This window comes from Enterobacter sp. Cy-643 (genome assembly GCF_011752815.1).
Taxonomy (GTDB): Bacteria; Pseudomonadota; Gammaproteobacteria; order Enterobacterales; family Enterobacteriaceae; genus Cedecea.
The window spans coordinates 806,511-828,016 of the sequence record NZ_VWWV01000002.1 but is presented as its reverse complement, the minus strand read 5'-3'; the positions used below and the strand labels follow the sequence as shown (position 1 = coordinate 828,016).

Annotated in this window: 20 protein-coding genes; 8 read left to right on the top strand and 12 right to left on the bottom strand. The window is 54.8% G+C overall.

The genetic code is table 11. The features are described 5' to 3' along the window. Nucleotides 1-3 precede the first annotated feature (3 nt). The 4 genes from ribD to thiL all read left to right on the top strand — a co-directional run bounded on the left by ribD (nt 4) and on the right by thiL (nt 3,143). Nucleotides 4-1,122 carry a bifunctional diaminohydroxyphosphoribosylaminopyrimidine deaminase/5-amino-6-(5-phosphoribosylamino)uracil reductase RibD gene (gene ribD / locus F3J29_RS12255; RefSeq protein ID WP_166866376.1) on the top strand — a complete coding sequence of 373 codons (1,119 nt, stop codon included), beginning with the start codon at nt 4-6 and terminating at the stop codon, nt 1,120-1,122. Nucleotides 1,123-1,198: 76 nt separating this feature from the next. Further along, nucleotides 1,199-1,669 (top strand): 6,7-dimethyl-8-ribityllumazine synthase, encoded by a 471-nt coding sequence (ribH, locus tag F3J29_RS12250; protein ID WP_008454557.1) that lies wholly within the window; start codon nt 1,199-1,201, stop codon nt 1,667-1,669. Nucleotides 1,670-1,688: 19 nt separating this feature from the next. Further along, the gene (gene nusB, locus F3J29_RS12245; RefSeq protein ID WP_166866374.1) at nt 1,689-2,108 is read left to right on the top strand and encodes a transcription antitermination factor NusB; all 420 of its coding nucleotides are present in this window, start codon (nt 1,689-1,691) and stop codon (nt 2,106-2,108) included. Between the two features lie 63 nt (nt 2,109-2,171). Further along, complete coding sequence (gene thiL, locus F3J29_RS12240) at nt 2,172-3,143, top strand: thiamine-phosphate kinase (RefSeq protein ID WP_166866372.1); 972 nt, start codon at nt 2,172-2,174, stop codon at nt 3,141-3,143. Between the two features lie 152 nt (nt 3,144-3,295). On the opposite strand, the gene F3J29_RS12235 is transcribed toward thiL, so the two are convergent. The 4 genes from F3J29_RS12235 to xseB form a co-directional block, all read right to left on the bottom strand. Then, a complete protein-coding gene (locus F3J29_RS12235) occupies nt 3,296-4,270 on the bottom strand; it encodes an aldo/keto reductase (protein ID WP_166866370.1) in 975 nt (324 codons plus the stop codon). A 183-nt stretch (nt 4,271-4,453) separates the two neighbouring features. Further along, the gene (dxs, locus tag F3J29_RS12230; protein ID WP_166866368.1) at nt 4,454-6,316 is read right to left on the bottom strand and encodes a 1-deoxy-D-xylulose-5-phosphate synthase; all 1,863 of its coding nucleotides are present in this window, start codon (nt 6,314-6,316) and stop codon (nt 4,454-4,456) included. A gap of 29 nt (nt 6,317-6,345) precedes the next feature. Then, a complete protein-coding gene (gene ispA, locus F3J29_RS12225; RefSeq protein ID WP_166866366.1) occupies nt 6,346-7,245 on the bottom strand; it encodes a (2E,6E)-farnesyl diphosphate synthase in 900 nt (299 codons plus the stop codon). Between the two features lies 1 nt (nt 7,246). Further along, nucleotides 7,247-7,489 carry an exodeoxyribonuclease VII small subunit gene (xseB, locus tag F3J29_RS12220; RefSeq protein WP_039290760.1) on the bottom strand — a complete coding sequence of 81 codons (243 nt, stop codon included), beginning with the start codon at nt 7,487-7,489 and terminating at the stop codon, nt 7,247-7,249. Between the two features lie 221 nt (nt 7,490-7,710). Between xseB and thiI the strand changes: the two genes are divergently transcribed. Continuing rightward, entirely contained in the window at nt 7,711-9,159 is a 1,449-nt protein-coding gene (thiI, locus tag F3J29_RS12215) for a tRNA uracil 4-sulfurtransferase ThiI (RefSeq protein WP_166866364.1), read from the top strand. A gap of 255 nt (nt 9,160-9,414) precedes the next feature. On the opposite strand, the gene yajL is transcribed toward thiI, so the two are convergent. Together yajL and panE are read right to left on the bottom strand one after the other, a co-directional pair. Continuing rightward, nucleotides 9,415-10,011: a protein deglycase YajL gene (yajL, locus tag F3J29_RS12210; protein WP_008454578.1), complete on the bottom strand. Its 597-nt coding sequence runs from the start codon at nt 10,009-10,011 to the stop codon at nt 9,415-9,417. Continuing rightward, a complete protein-coding gene (panE, locus tag F3J29_RS12205) occupies nt 9,971-10,888 on the bottom strand; it encodes a 2-dehydropantoate 2-reductase (RefSeq protein ID WP_166866362.1) in 918 nt (305 codons plus the stop codon). Before panE ends, yajL begins: the two co-directional genes overlap by 41 nt. Before the next feature lie 141 nt (nt 10,889-11,029). Between panE and F3J29_RS12200 the strand changes: the two genes are divergently transcribed. Further along, the gene (locus tag F3J29_RS12200) at nt 11,030-11,521 is read left to right on the top strand and encodes a YajQ family cyclic di-GMP-binding protein (RefSeq protein ID WP_008454581.1); all 492 of its coding nucleotides are present in this window, start codon (nt 11,030-11,032) and stop codon (nt 11,519-11,521) included. Between the two features lie 69 nt (nt 11,522-11,590). Here the strand turns inward: F3J29_RS12200 and F3J29_RS12195 are convergent, their stop codons facing one another. The 6 genes from F3J29_RS12195 to cyoA form a co-directional block, all read right to left on the bottom strand. Next, nucleotides 11,591-12,952: an MFS transporter gene (locus F3J29_RS12195; RefSeq protein ID WP_166866360.1), complete on the bottom strand. Its 1,362-nt coding sequence runs from the start codon at nt 12,950-12,952 to the stop codon at nt 11,591-11,593. Nucleotides 12,953-13,099: 147 nt separating this feature from the next. After that, nucleotides 13,100-13,987 (bottom strand): heme o synthase, encoded by an 888-nt coding sequence (gene cyoE / locus F3J29_RS12190; protein ID WP_008454592.1) that lies wholly within the window; start codon nt 13,985-13,987, stop codon nt 13,100-13,102. Nucleotides 13,988-13,998: 11 nt separating this feature from the next. Then, entirely contained in the window at nt 13,999-14,328 is a 330-nt protein-coding gene (locus F3J29_RS12185) for a cytochrome o ubiquinol oxidase subunit IV (protein WP_045781551.1), read from the bottom strand. Next, complete coding sequence (locus F3J29_RS12180; protein WP_008454595.1) at nt 14,328-14,936, bottom strand: cytochrome o ubiquinol oxidase subunit III; 609 nt, start codon at nt 14,934-14,936, stop codon at nt 14,328-14,330. Before F3J29_RS12180 ends, F3J29_RS12185 begins: the two co-directional genes overlap by 1 nt. Continuing rightward, the gene (gene cyoB, locus F3J29_RS12175) at nt 14,926-16,917 is read right to left on the bottom strand and encodes a cytochrome o ubiquinol oxidase subunit I (protein WP_166866359.1); all 1,992 of its coding nucleotides are present in this window, start codon (nt 16,915-16,917) and stop codon (nt 14,926-14,928) included. The genes F3J29_RS12180 and cyoB overlap by 11 nt, the downstream gene beginning before the upstream one ends. A 19-nt stretch (nt 16,918-16,936) precedes the next feature. Next, complete coding sequence (cyoA, locus tag F3J29_RS12170; RefSeq protein WP_008454597.1) at nt 16,937-17,899, bottom strand: cytochrome o ubiquinol oxidase subunit II; 963 nt, start codon at nt 17,897-17,899, stop codon at nt 16,937-16,939. A 540-nt stretch (nt 17,900-18,439) separates the two neighbouring features. On the opposite strand from cyoA, the gene F3J29_RS12165 reads away from it, so the two are divergent. Both F3J29_RS12165 and F3J29_RS12160 read left to right on the top strand, forming a co-directional pair. Then, nucleotides 18,440-20,140, top strand: coding sequence for a molecular chaperone HscC (locus F3J29_RS12165; RefSeq protein ID WP_166866357.1), 1,701 nt, complete (start codon nt 18,440-18,442; stop codon nt 20,138-20,140). Between the two features lie 2 nt (nt 20,141-20,142). Then, complete coding sequence (locus F3J29_RS12160) at nt 20,143-21,462, top strand: molecular chaperone DnaJ (protein WP_166866355.1); 1,320 nt, start codon at nt 20,143-20,145, stop codon at nt 21,460-21,462. Nucleotides 21,463-21,506 lie beyond the last annotated feature (44 nt).

Below are 21,506 nucleotides of genomic sequence, written 5' to 3'. Positions count from 1 at the left end.
CCGATGTCCCTTGATGAACAGTTTATGGCTCGAGCGCTTGAGCTGGCTAAGCGTGGGCGTTTTACCACCGCACCGAACCCGAATGTCGGCTGCGTGATTGTCAAAGACGGCAATATTGTGGGAGAAGGGTTCCATTTTCGCGCCGGTGAACCTCATGCAGAAGTGCACGCTTTGCGTATGGCAGGTGAGCAGGCCCGGGGCGCAACGGCTTACGTTACGCTCGAACCCTGCAGCCACCATGGCCGCACGCCTCCGTGCTGCGATGCCTTGATTGCCGCGGGCGTTTCTCGCGTGGTGGCCGCTATGCAGGACCCTAATCCGCAGGTTGCCGGCCGGGGCCTCTACCGCTTGCAGCAGGCGGGCATTGAAGTCAGCCACGGCCTGATGATGAACGAAGCCGAAGCGCTGAACCGCGGGTTCCTCAAGCGTATGCGCACCGGATTCCCATATATTCAGCTCAAGTTAGGTGCCTCGCTGGACGGCCGTACGGCTATGGCAAGCGGAGAGAGTAAATGGGTCACCTCTCCCCAGGCGCGTCGCGACGTGCAGCGCCAGCGCGCGCAAAGTGCCGCGATTCTTTCCAGCGACGCGACCGTATTGGCGGATAATCCGTCATTAACGGTGCGCTGGGATGAGCTGGATAGCGCCAGCCAGGCTATTTATGCCCAACAGGATTTGCGTCAGCCGATTCGTATTGTGCTGGATCGTCAAAACCGGGTAACGCCACAGCACCAAATTATTGCCAATCCGGGGCAAACCTGGCTTGCCCGCAGTCAGGCGGATGAACAGTCCTGGCCGGAGGGCGTTGAGCAACTGCTGGTGCCTGAACATAACGGCCATCTTGATTTGGTGGTGTTAATGATGCAGCTTGGCAAACGCCAGGTGAACTCTGTCTGGGTTGAAGCTGGGTCTACGCTTGCCGGAGCGCTGTTGCAGGCAGGCCTGGTGGATGAGCTGATTGTCTATGTTGCGCCAAAATTATTAGGCAACGATGCCCGCGGTTTGTGCGAGCTTCCCGGCCTTGAAAAACTTGCTGATGCGCCGGAATTCAGCTTTAGCGAAGTCCGCCAGGTCGGCCCCGATTTGTGCCTGCATTTGACGCCCATTTACGGACGCCAGTAAAACGTAAGCAGTCACGAAAAGATTATGATAAAATCCGCCCCCCTGCGGGGCTAAACAGAACCCGTAAAGGAAGATTATGAACATTATTGAAGCTGCTGTTGCTACTCCTGACGCTCGCGTCGCCATCACCATCGCGCGTTTTAACAACTTCATCAATGACAGCCTGCTGGAAGGTGCTATCGACGCCCTGAAACGCATTGGTCAGGTGAAAGACAAAAACATCACCGTAGTTTGGGTGCCGGGCGCTTACGAGCTGCCGCTGGCCGCTGATGCACTGGCAAAAACCGGTAAATACGATGCTGTTATCGCGCTGGGCACCGTGATTCGCGGAGGCACTGCACACTTCGAATACGTTGCCGGCGGTGCCAGCAACGGTCTGTTAAGCGTAGGCCAGGACAGCGGTATTCCCGTTGCCTTCGGCGTGCTGACCACTGAAAGCATTGAACAAGCCATCGAACGCGCTGGCACCAAAGCCGGTAACAAAGGTGCAGAAGCTGCACTGACCGCGCTTGAAATGATTAATGTATTGAAAGCCATCAAGGCCTGATTTTTGTAAGGGGAAATCCGTGAAACCTGCTGCTCGTCGCCGCGCCCGTGAGTGTGCCGTCCAGGCGCTCTACTCCTGGCAGTTGTCTAAAAACGACATCGCTGATGTCGAATACCAGTTCCTGGCGGAACAGGACGTCAAAGACGTTGACGTTGTCTATTTCCGCGAGCTGCTGAGCGGCGTGGCTACCAACAGCGCGTATCTGGATGGGCTGATGAAGCCTTACCTGTCACGTCTGCTTGATGAGCTGGGTCAGGTGGAAAAAGCGGTACTGCGCATTGCGCTGTTTGAACTGTCCAAACGTGATGATGTGCCTTACAAAGTGGCCATCAACGAAGCGATTGAGCTGGCGAAAACCTTCGGTGCCGAAGACAGCCATAAGTTCGTTAACGGCGTTCTCGACAAAGCCGCTCCCGCTATTCGTCCCCACAAGAAGTAATCTCCTGGCCGGGTTTTCCCGGCCTTCTTTTTTCCTGCAACTGACATTCCTGAGGTATCACGCATGGCATGCGGTGAGTTTTCCCTGATTGCCCGTTACTTCGATCGCGTTACAAGTTCTCGTCGTGATGTGGAAGCCGGTATTGGCGACGACTGTGCGTTGCTGTCGGTACCCGAAAAAAAACTGCTGGCGATCAGCACCGATACGCTGGTGAGCGGCAATCATTTCCTACCGGATATCGACCCGCGCGATTTGGGCTACAAGGCGCTGGCGGTGAATTTAAGCGATCTGGCGGCAATGGGCGCAGATCCGGCTTGGCTAACGCTTGCGATAACGCTTCCTGAAGTGGATGAAGCCTGGCTGGAGGCATTCAGCGACAGCCTGTTTGAGCAGCTGGATTATTACGATATGCAGCTGATTGGCGGCGATACAACCCGCGGCCCGCTCTCTTTGACGCTGGGTATTCACGGCATGATCCCGGCCGGTCGGGCGCTGAAGCGCAGCGGTGCAAAAGCCGGGGACTGGATTTATGTCACCGGTACGCCGGGCGACAGCGCGGCTGGTCTTGCGATCCTGCAGAAGCGTCTGCAGGTTGCGAATGAACAGCATGCGGATTATCTGGTTAAGCGACATCTGCGCCCAACGCCGCGAGTTTTGCACGGCCAGGCGCTTCGCGATCTGGCCAACAGCGCCATCGATCTTTCAGACGGCCTGATTTCCGATCTCGGCCATATCCTGAAGGCCAGCGAGTGCGGGGCGCGTATCGACCTCGATTTACTGCCGTATTCCGACGCATTACGCGAGCACGTTGAGCCAGAACAGGCGCTAAAATGGGCGATGTCCGGGGGCGAAGACTACGAGCTGTGTTTCACCGTGCCCGAGCTAAACCGTGGCGCGCTGGAAGTGGCTATCGGCAATCTGGGCGTGCCTTATACCTGTATTGGGCAGATTGTTTCCGCTTCTGAAGGGCTGCAGTTTACCCGGGAAGGCAAGCCGGTGACGCTGGAGATGAAGGGTTATGACCACTTTTCGTAGTGGCTGACCGTGACCCTCACCCCAGCCCTCTCCCTGAAAGGGAAAGGGGAATTAAAACCATAAGGTTTCTTCTCAGTCTTAAAGAGAAAGGGACTTAAAGGCGGCAACGGTTTTCCCCTTCTCCCTTTGGGAGAGGGCCGGGGTGAGGGGCATTATTTATATCCTGCCACCGGATGCCGCTGATACGGCGTCTCCAGCTCGGCAATTTCCTCAGGCTTCAGCGTTAAATCTACCGCGCCAAGCAAGTCGTCCAGCTGCTCCTGGCGGGAAGGTCCGACAACCGGCGCGGCAATACCCGGCTTGCTGAGCAGCCAGGCCAGCGCTACCTGCGCGCGTGAAACGCCGTTATCAGCGGCGATATTTGCCAGGCGCTCGGCGATAAGCGCGTCGTTTTCGTTATTGGTCTGGTAGAGCGATTTTCCTACTTCATCCGAGACAGATCTTGCCGTGGTATCTCCCCATGGGCGAGTCAGCTTGCCGCGCGCGAGCGGGCTCCAGGGGATCACCGCAATTTTTTCTTTGTAGCACAGCGGCAGCATCTCCAGCTCTTCTTCGCGATAAATCAGGTTGTAGTGATCCTGCATGGTGACAAATCGCGCCCAGCCTGCCTGAGACTGCATAGTCAGGGCTTGAGCAAACTGATCGCTGCGCATTGAAGAGGCGCCGATATAACGAGCTTTCCCGGCCTTAACCACGTCGTTAAGTGCCTCTAGCGTCTCTTCAATGGGCGTGCTGTAGTCCCAGCGGTGGATTTGCAGCAGATCAACGTAGTCGGTGCCAAGCCGTGTCAGGCTTTCGTCAATTGAACGCAGGATCTGTGGGCGGGAGAGACCCTGAGGCAGATCGCCAACTTTGTTGTAAACCTTAGTGGCAACCACAACGTCCTGGCGGCGAGCGAAGTCGCGCAGCGCGCGGCCTAAAATCTCTTCGCTGCTGCCGTCGGAGTAGTTATTTGAGGTGTCGAAGAAATTGATGCCGTTTTCCAGCGCGCGGCGGATTATTTCCCGGCTGCTCTCTTCGGGAAGCGTCCAGGCATGGCTGCCGCGGTCCGGTTCGCCAAAGGTCATACAGCCGAGGCAAAGGCGGGAGACGTTAAGGTCGGTGGTGCCTAAAGGATTGTATTGCATGATATCGCTCCTGCTGATGTTGTAGGGTTATCCTAAAAGCATAGCAGGCCGTACACGTCATCCTTCAACCCACAGCGGTGTTGGCGGCGCTCTCATACCCGAATCACTTACCTAAGTAAGCTCATCGGGATATGCTCACTTGCCGTCGTGCTGTGGGTTGAATTATTTAGTGTACGGATGAAGTTAACCCACCCAGCTCCGGATCTTCGCTTCGATGCCGGCCGCATCAAGGCCGATTGCCGCCCGTGCTTCTTCCTGCGTGCCCTGAGGAATAAAGAAATCTGGCAGGCCGAGATTAAGCACGGGAACGGGTTTACGGTGGGCCATCAGCACTTCGTTCACGCCGCTGCCGGCCCCGCCCATAATGGCGTTCTCTTCAATCGTGACCAGCGAGTCGTGGCTGGCGGCGAGTTCGAGAATCAGGGCTTCATCCAGTGGCTTCACAAAACGCATATCGACCAGCGTGGCATTCAGCGCTTTGGCTGCCGCTGCGGCTTCCGGCAGTAAAGTGCCGAAGTTGAGCAGCGCAATTTTTTCGCCTTCGCGTTTCACTACGCCTTTACCTATTGGCAGCTCTGCGAGCGGTTCCAGCTCTGCGCCGGTTCCGGTGCCACGCGGGTAACGCACGGCGCTTGGGCCTGCGCTGTAGTGGTAACCCGTGTGTAGCATCTGGCGACATTCGTTTTCGTCGCTCGGGGTCATGATAACCATATCCGGGATGCAGCGCAGGAAGGAGATATCAAAAGCGCCCTGATGCGTCTGGCCGTCAGCGCCGACAATGCCTGCGCGATCGATGGCAAACATCACCGGCAGCTTCTGAATCGCGACGTCGTGAATCACCTGGTCGTAAGCACGCTGCAGGAAAGTTGAGTAGATGGCAACGACCGGCTTGTAGCCGCCAATCGCCAGGCCCGCTGCGAAGGTCACCGCGTGCTGCTCGGCAATCGCCACATCAAAGTACTGGTCAGGATACTGTCGTGAAAATTCCACCATGCCGGAGCCTTCACGCATGGCAGGCGTGATCGCCATCAGTTTGTCATCGTGGGCTGCGGTTTCGCACAGCCAGTTACCGAAGATCTTCGAATAGCTCGGCAGGCCGCCGGAGCTTTTAGGCAGCGTCCCGCTCTGTGGATCGAACTTCGGCACCGCATGGAAGCTGATCGGATCTTTTTCTGCCGGGGCGTAGCCACGCCCTTTTTTGGTCATGATATGCAGGAACTGCGGGCCTTTCAGGCTGCGCATGTTTTTCAGCGTATTCACGAGTCCAATCACGTCGTGGCCGTCGATAGGCCCGATATAGTTAAAGCCAAGCTCTTCAAACAGCGTGCCCGGCACCACCATGCCCTTAATGTGTTCTTCGGTACGCTTCAGCAGCTCTTTGATAGGCGGCACGCCGGAGAAAACTTTTTTGCCGCCTTCGCGCAGCGTGGAGTAAAGCTTGCCGGAAAGCAGCTGCGCCAGATGGTTGTTCAGCGCGCCGACGTTCTCGGAGATCGACATCTCGTTGTCGTTAAGCACCACCAGCATATCCGGGCGAATATCACCGGCGTGGTTCATCGCTTCGAAGGCCATACCGGCGGTAATGGCGCCATCGCCAATCACGCAGACGGTTTTGCGGTCTTTGCCTTCCTTTTCTGCGGCAACGGCGATCCCGATACCCGCGCTAATGGAGGTGGACGAGTGACCCACGCTCAGCACGTCGTACTCGCTTTCCGCGCGCCACGGGAATGGATGCAGGCCGCCTTTCTGGCGAATAGTGCCAATTTTATCGCGGCGGCCGGTCAGAATTTTGTGCGGGTAGGCCTGGTGGCCAACGTCCCAGATGAGTTGATCGAACGGCGTGTTATAGACATAGTGCAGCGCCACGGTCAGTTCGACCGTGCCGAGGCCGGAGGCAAAGTGCCCGCTGGAGCGGCTTACGCTGTCGAGCAGATAACGGCGCAGCTCATCGCAAAGCTTGGGTAAGCTCTCCTTAGGCAGCACTCGCAGATCCGGGCTGGCATCCACCAGAGCGAGGGTCGGGTATTTGGCGATATCAAAACTCATCAGAAATCTAAACTCATCGTTGTTATACGTTATTTATCACGGTGGATAATGTAGTTGGCTAACGCTTGCAGTGCCGCCGTGTCCAGCGACAGCTCGGCAAGTTCAGCCAGAGCCTGCAGTGCTTCCTGATAGAGATCCTGCGCTTTTGCCTGCGCCTGTTCAAGCCCCAGCAGCGCCGGATAAGTACTTTTGCCCAGTTGCTGATCGGCGCCCTGGCGTTTGCCTATCGTGGCGGTATCGCCGATAACGTCCAGAATGTCATCCTGAACCTGGAAAGCGAGACCAATGCTTGCGGCATAGCGGTCCAGAATCGGCAGGGCTTTACGGCCCGCTTCACCGGCGCTCAGCGCGCCCAGGCGAACGGCGGAACGAATCAATGCCCCGGTTTTATGGCGGTGAATGCGCTCCAGGGAAGCCAGGTCAACTTGCTTGCCTTCGGCTTCTAAATCCAGCGCCTGGCCGCCACACATACCTGCCACGCCGCTGGCGGCGGCGAGTTCCGAAACCATGGCTAAGCGATCGGCAATATTAACGCCGGGCATTGGCGCATCACTCAGTATAGAAAACGCCAGCGTTTGCAGGGCATCTCCCGCCAGAATAGCATTCTCTTCGCCAAATTTAATGTGGCAGGTCGGCTGCCCGCGACGTAAATCGTCGTTGTCCATGGCCGGTAAATCATCGTGAATCAGGGAATAGGCGTGAATGCATTCCACTGCCGCGGCTGGCGCGTCGAGCGCTTCGTCGGCGACCCCAAACATTTCCCCGGTGGCGTACACGAGGAACGGGCGCAGACGTTTACCGCCCAATAGTGCGCCATAGTGCATCGCTTCAACCAGTGGACTGTTCTGAAACGGCAGCGGCGCCAGGAAACGCGCAATAGCGTCGTTAACCCGAACAACATGGGCCTGAAGCTGTTGATTAAAATCCATATTACTCGGCGTCCGGGGTAAAGGGAGTCAGAGGGGCGTCTTCGCTGTCGCTCAGTAAAATCTGTACGCGCTGCTCTGCCTGCTGGAGTTTCACTTGCCCCTGGCGAGCCAGCTGCACGCCGCGCTCAAATTCGTTTAACGCCTCTTCAAGGGCGAGATCGCCGCTTTCCAGACGAGTAACTATTTGCTCCAGTTCGACCAGTGCGGTTTCGAAGCTGGCCGGAGATTCGGTTTTTTTCGGCATGGTGAATGTCTGACTCTGTTTTAATTCGACGCCGACATGGTAGCGGAGTCAATGTGATTATCAAGCTAGCTCGTGTAAGTCGGTTAAGGTGCGCAGTCTTTGTGGGATGGTGATATACTTGCGCGCCTCGGATGCAGGTGGCATGACGCCGCTGCAAGTACTTCTTTCTATGCCCGCGTGCTGCGCAGCCAGCCCGGCTGACTAAACGAACCCTTACCGCCATGAAGTTTATCATTAAATTGTTCCCGGAAATCACCATCAAGAGCCAATCTGTGCGCATACGCTTTATTAAGATGCTCACCGGGAATATTCGTAACGTTTTAAAACACTACGATGAGAGCCTGGCGGTTGTTCGCCACTGGGACAACATTGAAGTTCGCGCCAAAGATGAAAACCAGCGTATTGCCATTCGTGAAGCGCTGACCCGCATTCCGGGTATCCACCACATTCTTGAAGTTGAAGATGTGCCGTACACCGACATGCACAACATCTTTGAGCAGGCGCTGGAGCTGTACCGCGACAAGCTGGAAGGCAAAAGCTTCTGCGTGCGCGTAAAACGCCGTGGGAAACATGAATTTAGCTCCATTGACGTTGAGCGCTATGTAGGCGGCGGGCTGAATCAGCACATCGAATCCGCGCGCGTTAAGCTCAACGATCCGGATGTGACGGTCAATCTCGAGATCGAAAACGATCGCCTGCTGCTGGTTAAAGGCCGCTATGAAGGCATTGGCGGTTTCCCTATCGGGACTCAGGAAGACGTGCTGTCGCTGATTTCCGGCGGTTTCGACTCCGGCGTGTCCAGCTACATGCTGATGCGCCGTGGCTGCCGCGTGCATTATTGCTTCTTCAACCTGGGCGGAGCTGCCCACGAGATCGGCGTGAAGCAGGTGGCACATTATCTGTGGAACCGCTTCGGCAGCTCTCACCGCGTGCGTTTTGTTGCCATTAACTTTGAGCCCGTGGTCGGCGAGATCCTGGAGAAAGTCGAAGACGGGCAGATGGGCGTGGTATTGAAACGTATGTTTGTGCGTGCTGCCTCTCAGGTGGCCGAGCGTTACGGCGTTCAGGCGCTGGTGACCGGCGAAGCGTTAGGCCAGGTGTCCAGCCAGACGCTGACCAACCTGCGCCTGATCGACAATGTTTCCGATACGCTGATCCTACGCCCGCTGATTTCCCACGACAAAGAGCACATTATCGATCTTGCCCGTGAAATCGGTACCGCTGATTTCGCTCGCACTATGCCAGAATACTGCGGCGTGATCTCGAAAAGCCCGACAGTGAAAGCGGTGAAGGCGAAGATTGAGGAAGAAGAACAGAAGTTTGACTTCTCGATTCTGGATCGCGTGGTTGCCGAGGCGACCAATATTGATATTCGCGATATTGCGACCCAGACGCAGCAGGACGTTGTGGAAGTCGAAACGGTTAATGCGTTTGGGGCCAACGAGGTGCTGCTGGACATTCGCTCCAACGACGAAGTCGATGAGAAACCTTTTGCGCTGGAAGGCGTTGAAGTCGTGGCGCTGCCGTTCTACAAGTTAAGCACTAAGTTTGGCGATCTCGACCAGAGCAAAACCTACCTGCTGTGGTGCGAGCGTGGCGTGATGAGCCGCCTGCAGGCGCTGTATCTGAGCGAGCAGGGCTTTAAGAATATTAAGGTTTACCGCCCGTAAAGGACTGACCCTCACCCCGGCCCTCTCCCTGAAGGGAGAGGGAGAATTCAGACGGAGTATTCTGTCCCTGAAGGGAGAGGGAGAATTCAGCCGGAGTATTCTGTCCCTGAAAGGAGAGGGAGAATTCAGCCGGAGTATTCTGTCCCTGAAGGGAGAGGGAGAATTCAGCCGGAGTATTCTGTCCCTAAAAAGGAGAGGGAGCACACCGTTCTGGTTCCCTCGCCCCTTTGGGGAGAGGGTTAGGGTGAGGGGCTCTTACTGGTAATCCCTGAAGCTATAAATCCCCGCCGCCAGCACCAGCTGCTGCGACACTTCATGAGCCTTTTCGCGGCTGACCAACAGGTCGATAATCTTCAGTGCAAAATCAATCGCGGTTCCCGGCCCCTGGCTGGTGAGCAGGTTAACTCGTGGGTCCCAGACGACGCGTTTATCCTGCCATTGCCCTTCGGGAATGGTGTCCTTCAGGCCAGGGAAACCGGTCATGTTGCCTATCGGGAACAGCTCATGCGGGACCAGAACAGTGCCCGCCGCCGCACAAATGGCGGCTACGATCCGGCCTGACAGATGAAACTGGCGCACGGTCTCGACCAGCAGCGGGCTGTCGCGGAAGCATTCGGCACCTTTCAGGCCACCGGGGAGCACCACGATGTCAAAATCGCCGTCGGCCACTTCAACCAGCGGTGCATCCGCCAGTAATTTCACGCCGCGAGAGCAAACAATTTTAAGGTCGCCATCGGGGGCGACGCTTGCGGTCGTCACTTTGATCCCGGCGCGGACCAGCAGATCGATAGTGGTAACCGCTTCGGTCTCTTCAGTGCCAGGTGCCAGGCAGACCAGCGCTTGTGCGCTCATATTCATTCTCCTTACGTTTAACCTGCTCATAAAGCCGGGCGTTCACCGGCACTGGAACGCCGTGAGCTCTCGCTCTGCGCAGCAGATAGCCGGTGATATAGTCAATTTCCGTGTGGCGCTCCAGGCGAATGTCCTGCAGCATTGATGAGGTATTTTCTGCCGTGCTTTCTATCACTTGCCCGACATAATCCAACAGGTTTTCGGGTGAGGTATGGTGGCCCTCGCGCGTCATCACCTGGGCGACTTCTTCACAAATGCTGGTCACCTCATCGAGATGATGCTTCAGCTCGCCGTTAGTGCAGTTGTACAGCGCGGTAAGCGGGTTTATCACGCAGTTTACCGCGAGTTTGTTCCAGCTCGCCGGCTGGATATTGTTGTGCCAGGCCACATCGGGCAGCGCGGCATGAAGTGTATCTGCAAGGTAGCTGTAGTCGCTGGCTTTCGCGTTACCCGGGCCAACGTGAGTGATGCCGGAAGCAACGTGCACAATCACATTCCCGTCTCTTTTCGCAGCCTGAGTGGTTAACCCAAGCAACAAAGGCTGTGGCAGGCCGCTTAGCTCATCCAGCGTCCCCATTCCGTTATGTAGCAGCAATATTGGGCAGCCCGCAGGAAGCTGGGCGGCCAAAGTGCGCACGGCATTGGAAACTTGCCAGGCTTTGAGAGTCACTAACAAAAGGTCGCTGGTGGCGAGAAATTCGGGATCGTTAGCCGTGAAGGACTCGTTAAAGACGCTGCCATCGGTGGTATCGAGCAGATTGACGTGGCAATACGGCTGCGGCACACGCAGCCAGCCCTGAAGCTCATGCCCTTGCTTGTGAAGTGCGGTCAACCAGAGCTGACCCACCGCACCGCAACCCAGCACGGTGATTTTCATTATTGCCTCCCCCATTCGCACACTGCGCGAATGCTAAACTTACTTTCTATTATAGCGTTATCGGCTTTCCGGCTCTTTAACAGGTTGTTTTGCGCAGCCCAGCGGGTATTATGCAACGCAAACCAGAGAGGGAGAAAACACATGCCATCTTTTGATATCGTTTCTGAAATCGATCTGCAGGAAGTGAACAACGCGGTAGAGAACGCTGAGCGCGAGCTGGCGACCCGTTTTGACTTCCGTAACGTGCCGGCAAGCTTTGAGCTGAATGAAAAAAATCAGACCATCAAAGTTGCCAGCGAATCTGACTTCCAGGTAAACCAGCTGCTGGATATTCTGCGCGCCAAGTTGCTTAAGCGCGGCATCGAAGGCAGCTCTATTGATGTGCCTGAAGAGTTTGTTCACAGCGGCAAAACCTGGAGCGTGGAAGCTAAGCTGAAACAGGGTATTGAAGCAAGCGTTGCGAAGAAAATCATTAAGCTGATTAAAGACAGCAAGCTGAAGGTTCAGACCCAGATTCAGGGCGAAGAGATCCGCGTGACGGGTAAAGCTCGCGATGATTTACAGGCCGTAATGGCGCTGATTCGTGGCGGCAATCTGGGGCAGCCGTTCCAGTTTAAGAACTTCCGCGACTGATCCATTCCCTCTCCTGAAACATGAGAGGGAACCTTGCTTAATCCCTCACCGCATCAGGTGAGGGATGTTCTATCCTTTTACCACCTGCTCAATCTCATATCTGTTCGTCAGCTTGCTGTCGATTTTCACATACGCGCTGCGTTCTTCTGGAATGATGTTCGCTTCACTCACGCCTGGCTGAGCCAGCAACCTTTCACGCAAATGTTCGTCGGTCGCACTGCTTTCCGGCAGCTCAATGCGCAGGCTGCTAACGTAAGGCGGCTCCTGCATTGTCCAGCTGACGAACAGCCAAACCATCGCCAGCACCGCGCCCGCCAGGAAGACGGTTTGCGAATCAAACAGCCCGTTCAGCCAGCCGCCGAGCGACCCGCCAATCGCCACGCCGATAAACTGGCTGGTGGAGTAGATGCCCATGGCGGTGCCTTTGTAGCCCGCCGGAGATTCTTTGCTGATAAGCGAAGGCAGAATCGCTTCCATCAGGTTAAAGGCGAGGAAGAACAGCTGCACGCCAATCACCAGATCCCAGAAGTGCGGGCCCGCGCCCCAAAGCACGATCTCAGCAATCAAAAGTACCGCCACGCAGCCGACAAAGACGTGCTTCATGCGGCGTTTAACTTCGGCATAAATAATAAAGGGTACGACCGAAACAAACGAAATCAGCATGGTGCAAAGATAGACTTTCCAGTGCTGAGCCGCTGGAAAGCCCGCCTGTTCAAGCTGGCCCGGCAGGGCGACAAAGGTGGACATCAGCATGATATGCAGGCACATGATGCCGAAATTCAGCTTTAGCAGCTTCGGCTCCATCATCACTTTGCGGAAGCAGCCTTTCACCATCCCCGACTCGCGGTTAAGCACGTGCGTTTTGCTATTCGGGACCAGCCAAATCGTAATCAGAATGCCGCAGCTGGCTAAGACGGCAATCATCCAGAACAGCGCCTGCAGGCCAAGCGCCTGAGTAATGATCGGGCCGAGCACCATCGCGATGGCGAAGGTTACCCCGAAGCTGACGCCGATAAAGGCCATCGCTTTGGTTCGGTTCTGTTCACGGGTTAGATCGGAGAGTAACGCCATAACAGCGGCGGCGATTGCGCCAGAGCCCTGCAGCGCACGGCCTAAAATGACGCCCCAAATGGAGTCGCTCAGGGCGGCAATAACGCTGCCGAGCACAAAGATAGCCAGCCCGCCAACGATAAGCGGCTTGCGGCCAATACGGTCAGAAAGCAGGCCGAAAGGGATCTGGAAGACGGCTTGCGCCAGGCCATAAATGCCGATTGCCAGGCCGATGAGCGCTTCGCTTGCGCCCTGCAGCGCCATACCCCAGGTGGTAAGAACCGGCAATACCATAAACATACCCAGCATACGCAGGGAAAAGACAGTGCCTAAACCCCACGTCGCACGCAGCTCGACGGGCGTCATTTTGTAATCGTTCATTACCACCTCAGATAAAAAGTCGGCCTTAGTGTAGTGCGAGGGCAGGGGAGGGTAAATCGTTAGTTATTTAGCAGATATTACAGGGCAGGTGCTTTGATGATACTGATAAAAAAGGGCACCGAGGTGCCCTTTTATGCTTTTCGCGACTTACCAGACGTAAGTCAGCAGATTATGTGAGTCTGGCACCATAAAATCGACCGACATCATGACGCTCAGCGAGGTAATGGCCACGATAGAGAAGATGAACAGCTTGCGCGCCCAGACCTTATCGTCTTCCACTTTATAGCCCCGCAGCGCCATACCCAGCCACCAGACGCTGACCGCCGCGGCGACGATCAGGTATTTGTATCCGGCATAGCCGCCCAGAGAAAGCATCAGCGTCGCCACCGCAAAAGCGATGATGTACAGCGTGATGTGGTTCTTGGCGACGGAAATGCCTTTTACCACCGGCAGAACCGGAATATTGGCGGCCTGGTAATCTTTAAAGCGGAAGATGGCAATCGCGTACGAGTGCGGCATCTGCCACAGGCTAAAGATAGCCAGCAGGATAGCGGCCCCGGTGTCGAACTCGTTGGTCACGGCGCAGTAGCCGATAACCGGAGGAGCAGCACCGGACAGGCTGCCGATGAGCGTGCCGTAGACCGAGTGGCGTTTCATGTAGAGGCTGTACACCCCGACGTAGACCACGAAGCCCATCACGGCCAGCCACATCGCCAGCGGATTTGCACCAAACCACAGCAGCATGAAGCCAGCAATACCCAACACGGTGGCGTACACCAGCGAAATTTTCGGTGAAATCAGGCCTTTAACCAGCACCCGATTTTTTGTTCTCTCCATTTTCTGGTCGATGTCGCGGTCGATAAAGTTGTTGTAAACACAACCCGATGCGACCACCAGTGACACGCCAACCAGCGTATAGAGGAACAACGGGTAATTAATGCTGCCCTTCGAGGCCAGTAAAAATCCCCCAATGACAGAAATTAAATTACCGAAAATAATTCCTGGTTTCGTTACTTGCAGGTATTGCTTAATCATACATGCCGCTCTTAGTGAACCATCATGTTCAGGTTGAGGTTCCACATAATCCAGATCGAGCCGACCACCAGAATGGCAATAATCAGCACCGTAAAGGCAAATGCCACCAGGTTCCAGCGCTCACTCGACGAGGTGTTCAGATGCAGGAAGCACACAAGGTGCACCAGAATCTGGACGACTGCAGTCACCAGGATCACGGCAAGCATGGTGCCGTGAGAGGCCGTGCCTTCCATTACAATCCAGAACGGGATAGCCGTCAGGATGATAGACAGGATAAAACCTGTCATGTAGGTCTTCACGCTACCGTGGTGGGCGCCGCTGTGTTCAGTTGAATGACTCATTACATCGCCCCCATCAGATAGACTACAGAGAATACGCAGATCCAAACCACGTCAAGGAAGTGCCAGAACAGGCTCAGGCACATCAGACGCGCACGGTTGGTGCTGGTCAGGCCGCGGCGGGAAACATGAATCATCATGAATGCCATCCACACCAGACCGGAAGTGACGTGCAGACCGTGGGTACCGACCAGCGCGAAGAACGCTGACAGGAAGCCGCTGCGATCCGGGCCGAAGCCTTCTTTGATCAGGTGATGGAATTCATAGATTTCCATCCCAACGAAGCCCGCACCGCACAGGAAGGTCAGCGCCAGCCAGGAGATAACCTGGCTTTTGTTGCCTTTATTCATGGCGATGATCGCCATGCCGTAGGTGATGGAGCTCACCAGCAGCAGGGCAGTTTCAACGGCCACGAACGGCAGCTCGAAGATGTCTTTCCCTGCCGGGCCACCTGCGGTGCCGTTCACCAGAACGGCATAGGTCGCGAACAAGCAACAGAACAGAATGCAGTCGCTCATCAGGTAGATCCAGAAACCAAAGACCTTATTGGTTCCCGCATCGTGGTGCCCGTGCTCCGCGGCGTGGGCGTTATTTACAGTCTCAGTTGCCATTTTTCAGCCCTGCTTTGGTGAGTTCTTCGAAATGCTGATTTTCCAGTTTTTCGACTTCAGCCACCGGAACATAGTAATCCACATCTTCGTCGAAGCTTTTCGCAATCCAGGTGATAACGATGCCGGCAAAGCCAACAATCGCCAGCCACCAGATGTGCCAGATCATGGCAAAGCCAAACACGGTGCTGAATGCAGCGATGATGATACCGGCTGCGCTGTTGCGCGGCATATGAATCTCTTCATAGTGCGCAGGCTGCTTGTACGCTTCACCTTTCTCTTTCATCTCCCAGAATGCATCACGCTCGTGAACGTGCGGCAAGTGGGCGAAGTTATAGAACGGAGGTGGGGAAGAGGTTGCCCACTCCAGCGTACGGCCACCCCATGGGTCACCGGTCAGATCGCGGTTCTGCTCGCGGTCACGGATAGAGACGTAGAACTGAATCAGCTGGCACAGAATGCCCAGAGCGATCAGCGCCGCACCGCAGGCTGCAACAACCAGCAGGGTGTGGAACTGTGGATCGATCTGCTGGCTCAGACGACGGGTCATGCCCATGAAGCCCAGCACGTACAGCGGCATAAACGCTACGAAGAAGCCGATAATCCAGAACCAGAAGGCGCGTTTGCCCCAGGTTTCGTTCAGCGTGAAGCCGAACGCTTTTGGCCACCAATAGGTCAGACCCGCGAAGCAACCGAAGACCACGCCGCCGATGATAACGTTGTGGAAGTGTGCAATCAGGAACAGGCTGTTGTGCAGCACGAAGTCCGCGCCCGGCACGGCCAGCAGAACACCGGTCATCCCACCGATAGAGAAGGTGACGATGAAACCAATGGTCCACAGCATCGCAGAGTTAAAGACGATGCGGCCCTGATACATGGTGAACAGCCAGTTGAAGATCTTCACCCCGGTCGGGATGGCGATAATCATGGTGGCAATACCGAAGAAGGCGTTTACGTTCGCCCCGCTGCCCATGGTGAAGAAGTGGTGCAGCCAAACGATGAACGACAGCACGGTAATCGCGATGGTCGCCCACACCAGAGAGGTGTAACCGAACAGACGCTTTTTAGAGAAGGTTGCAACCACCTCAGAGAACACACCAAACACCGGCAGCACCAGGATATAAACTTCCGGGTGGCCCCATGCCCAGATGAGGTTGATGTACATCATCATGTTGCCACCCATATCGTTGGTAAAGAAATGGGTGCCAAGGTAGCGGTCAAGGGTCAGCAGCGCGACGGTCACGGTGAAGATTGGGAACGCAGCGATAATCAGTACGTTAGTACACAGCGAAGCCCAGGTGAACACCGGCATTTTGAACATGGTCATACCCGGGGTACGCATGTTCAGAATGGTCACGAAGAAGTTAATACCGGTCAGTGTCGTACCGATACCGGACAGCTGGAGACTCCATATCCAGTAATCGACCCCGACGCCCGGACTGTACTCAATCCCCGATAGCGGTGGATAAGCCACCCAGCCGGTCTGAGCGAATTCGCCCACGCCCAGCGACAGGTTAACCAGCACCACGCCGACAACGGTGAACCAGAAGCTCAGGTTGTTCAGGAACGGGAAGGCAACGTCACGTGCGCCAATCTGTAAAGGCACAACGATGTTCATCAGGCCGATAACAAATGGCATCGCCACGAAGAAGATCATGATAACGCCGTGGGCGGTAAAGATCTGATCGTAGTGATGAGGCGGCAGGAAGCCCGCTTCGCCCGCGGAAGCCAGCACCTGCTGGCTACGCATCATTACCGCATCGGCAAAGCCGCGCAGCAGCATGACGATAGCGACGATAACGTACATCACGCCGAGGCGTTTGTGGTCAACGGAGGTTAGCCACTCTTTCCATAAATATTCCCACTTACCGAAGTAAGTGATAGCCGCAAGCAGCGCCAGTCCCCCGACGATGATTGCCGCAACCGTAACCATGACAATTGGCTCATGGTACGGGATTGCATCCAGTGTAAGTTTTCCGAACATCGTATTATTCCTCGGCCCCTTAGTGAGAGGTTTCCGCGTGACTCATGTCCATGCCTTCCATGCCTTCCATGCCTTTCATATCGTCATGGGAAGCCTGTTCACCTTCCGGCTTGGTCATGTGCATGCTCCCGTGTCCCATAAATTTGTTAATCACGTCTTTAAACAAATCAGGTTTAACACTGGAGAAGTATTCGACTTTGTTGTATTCGCTTGGCGCGGCCAGTTTCTCGTAGGTCGCCATATCGTTCATGACTTCCGGAGACTGTTTCGCTTTGGCAACCCATTGGTTAAAGGTGTCCATGTCCGGCGTGGCGATAGCCTTGAACTTCATGCCGGAGAAACCTTTACCGCTGTAGTTTGACGAAATACCGTCGTAGGTGCCCGCTTCATCTGCAATCAGGTGCAGTTTGGTCTGCATACCTGCCATTGCGTAGATTTGGCTACCCAGGCGCGGAATAAAGAAGGAGTTCATCACCGAGTTAGAGGTGATTTTGAATTCCACTGGGGTATTGGCCGGGAAGGCGATTTCATTCACCGTAGCGATACCCTGCTCCGGATAGATGAAGAACCATTTCCAGTCCATAGCGATAACTTCGATGGTCACCGGCTTCGCTTCATGTTCCAGCGGGCGGCTAGGTTCAAGAGAGTGAGTGGTTTTCCAGGTCAGTACCGCGAGGAAGATAACGATAAGGATAGGAATCGTCCAGACAACAGCTTCTACTTTGTTCGAGTGCGACCAGTTAGGGCTGTATTTGGCGTCTTTGTTGGATGCCCGATACTTCCAGGCAAAACCGATAGCCATTGCAATTGCAGGGATAACGACAATCAACATCAGGCCGATGGCCGTCAGTATCAGTGAACGTTGTTCCAGTCCGATCTGTCCTTTGGGATCCAGGAGTGCAGAATCACAGCCACTGAGTAAAAATGCGCCTGCGATTAATGACAACCATCCCAAACTTTTATTGTATTTCCTGAGTCTCATTTAACGACCTCAATTCCAGGGAGCTCTATTGTCGTTTAAAGTGTGCCGGCATTTTACGGGAAGGTTACATTACTGTAAACATGAATGGCGCAGTGTCAGTAGGGTGTTACCGGGTTCTGCCTACGATGTCACACAGAATGCAACAAACTGTAAAATCTAGCGTTGGTGCGCGGGCTCCGCAGGTTATAACGAAAACCTATGTTGGCGGAAATAGTCCGGGGAAATGAGTATAACCAGCCAAATTAAAATACATTTAATTAACAATGCAGCATCATTTGTCACATGTTTCCAACAAATATTAATTTCTCACCGGGCTGAATCGTTAAGGATAATCTTTTAATGCTTATTGAACAAAGTAATTAAAGAAAACTGTATTTAATTACGATAAATAGTCCTCGACGGTAACACTTTATGGCCTGGGTAATTAATAGACAAAAAAAGTAACTATCCGGTATTAATTACATTTTCTTAATCACTAAGCAGGTGAAAACGACAGGGTTAAGGGCGTTAAGTAGCCACTTTATAATCAGGGATAAGATCATGGCAGGACATATTTCACCCATTATTGGTATCGATCTCGGCACATCCAATAGCGCCGTGGCCTGGTTTAGTGCCGCGGGGACAACGTTAATTTTGGGCCGCCGCGGTGAGCGTTTAACCCCTTCCGTTGTCGGGCTGGATGACGATGGGCATCTGCTGGTTGGCGAGGCGGCAAAGGCCCGACTGGTTAGTCATCCTCATCTCACCGTCGCCAGTTTCAAGCGTTATATGGGCACCGATAAAACGTTCACTCTTGGCCAGCAGTCATTTCGTGCTGAAGAGCTTGCCGCATTAGTGCTGAGAAAATTAAAAGCGGATGCTGAAGTTACGCTTGGCTGCAGCGTCACGCGTGCGGCCATTACCGTACCGGCTTACTTCAACGATACCCAGCGTAAAGTGGTGAAAGCTGCAGGGCAGATGGCCGGCCTGGACGTTGAGCGCCTTCTTAATGAGCCCACCGCAGCCGCGCTGGCCTACGGGCTGGCCGACAGCCGTGAGCAAAAATTCCTGGTCTTCGACTTAGGCGGCGGAACGTTTGATGTCTCCATCGTCGATATGTTTGAAGGCGTCATAGAGGTGCGCGCCAGCAGCGGCGATGCCTGGCTGGGGGGCGATGATTTCACCGAAGCCATCCGCCAGTGGATGCTAAGCCGCTATCCCCAGCTAACGCTTGATGACCCGGCGTTTGCGGCAGAACTGACCTGCCAGGCAGAATCGTTAAAACGCCAGCTCAGCAATCAGGAAAAAGCCACTGCGAAACTGACTTACGGCGGTGAGGAGTACGGCTGGGATATGGCCGAAGAGACTTTCCAGGAATGTTGCAGTGCGCTGCTGTCCCGCCTGAAAAAACCGGTGGTTCAGGCGTTACAGGATGCGCAATTTGACGTTGCGCAACTCGACCACGTTATTTTGGTGGGCGGCGCAACCCGTATGCCGCTGGTTCGCCAGCTGGTGACCCGCATGTTTGGTCGCTTCCCGCGTAATGAACTGAATCCTGACGAAGTGGTGGCGCTGGGCGCCGGCGTTCAGGCCGGACTTATCGCGGAAGACAAAGCGCTGGACGACGTGGTGCTCACCGATGTGATGCCTTATTCATTGGGGATCGAAGTGGCCCGCCGGCACGGGGACAAAATAGAAGAAGGCTTTTTCTCGCCGCTGATTGAGCGCAACGCCTTCGTGCCGGTTAGCGTGATGCAGACCTTCAGCACCATGAATGATAACCAGCGCAAGATCGATATTGAGGTTTATCAGGGAGAATCCCGCAAAGTCAGCGACAACCTGCGCCTGGACAGCATGTCGATTCAGATCCCGCCGCGCAAAGCGGGGGAAGTTAGCGTGGACGTGCGTTTCACCTATACCCTTGACGGCATCCTGGAAGTGGAATGCAAAGTCAGCGGCGAGCAAACCGCGTCCACAATGGTGATCGAGAAATCGCCGGGCATGCTCAGCGCTGAGGATATTGCAAACCGCTTAAAACAGCTGGACGCGCTCAAACAACATCCCCGGGACGTGCCTGAAAATCGCCAACTGGCTGCCGAAGCGGCAAAACGCTATGAGCAGACGCTGGGAGACAGACGCCAGATTATCGATCATTATGCGACGCAGTTTGAACAGGCGCTGGACCGCCAGGATCTGCGTGTTATTGCTGCCGCGCGGGACGACCTGCGTCGGGTGTTAGACCAGCTTAACGACGGACTGTAAAGATGGCGACGATATGGGATGTGCTGGGCATTGAGCCTACAAGAGATGAAAGCGAAATTCGTCGGGCTTATGCCCGGGAGCTAAAGCTACGGCGGCCGGACAAAGATCCGAAGGGCTTTCAGGCGTTGCGCGAGGCGTTTGATAGCGCCAAACGCTATGCCAGTTCGGCGGTTGTTCTGAACGACGAAGATGAGCATTTCCCTGATAAACCTGAACCTACGCCGATGATGGATTATGTTCGGGAACTGATGCAGGAGCAGACATCTCAGCCACATACACTCTGGAGCAAAAATGAACTCTGGGAAAAGGCGCAGTCAGTTTCGACTCTGTTAATCAGGGATGAACTTGAAGGATTGGGGGCGCTGCATCGTTACCTTGATAATGAAATCCCCGATGCACTTGAAGCCCGACACGTGTTTAGCCTGATGCTCGCCGAAGCACTAAGCGAGCAGAAGTGGCTTAACCGCAGCCTGTTAAATGAAGTCTCTGCGGTGATGGACTGGCAGATTGACAGCTACCGCTCATCTCAACTTCCAGACTGGCTGGTACATGCCTTCGAACAGCAAATTGCTATAACTAACCGGGAGAACTACTGGCAGTATCTGGCCAGGCAATATGGAGGCAATCGTTATGCTCAGTTCAAATGGCGGCTGCTGACGGAAAAAGGGATGGCGATTCCAGGGTGGGTAAGGCTGGTTCCCGATCTGCTGTCGCAGCTGGCGAAGCAGGTGGGGGAATTACGCCAGCAGCATCCTGCATTACTGGAGCGTCTTAACCCAGAGCTTTTAGAAAGTGTGTCTGAACCTGGCCTGGCGCTAAGCTGGGGAGCCATTATTGCCGTAGTTTTCTGGGGGTATACGGCGTGGCTAACGGGCCATGAGTCACCGAAAGCCGCGTTTCAGTCAGGCGTCATGCTGGCCGTAGTGGCGACTTTTCTCTGGGGATATCCGTTTCTTGAACGCCGGTTTAAATCCGGAGGAGCGGCAAGCAAATGCGTCCATACTGTTTTCTGGCTGGCATCGTGGCTGCTTCTTGCGATGGCATTTTATAGCGCATGGCGTGGAGCGAGTGCATGGCAGGGAAAAGATGTCATAACGATGCGGGCGCTGGTTATCCTGCTCTTCCTTGTTATCCCGGTGGGATGGGCGTTTTGGCAAAGACGTGGAGATTGGCGTAACTTACCTGTCAGGATTGTGGTTGTTGTCCTGATGTTCCCGGTTTTATTTATCCGTCAGCTTCCTCCCCTGGTGAATCTATTGGGCATGATATTGCTGCCTATGCTTTATGGCATCACCATCGAAATGGTTTACTTCATAAAATAAAAAAGCCCCCGGTGTATGCCGGGGGCTTTTGCATCAAACGTTGT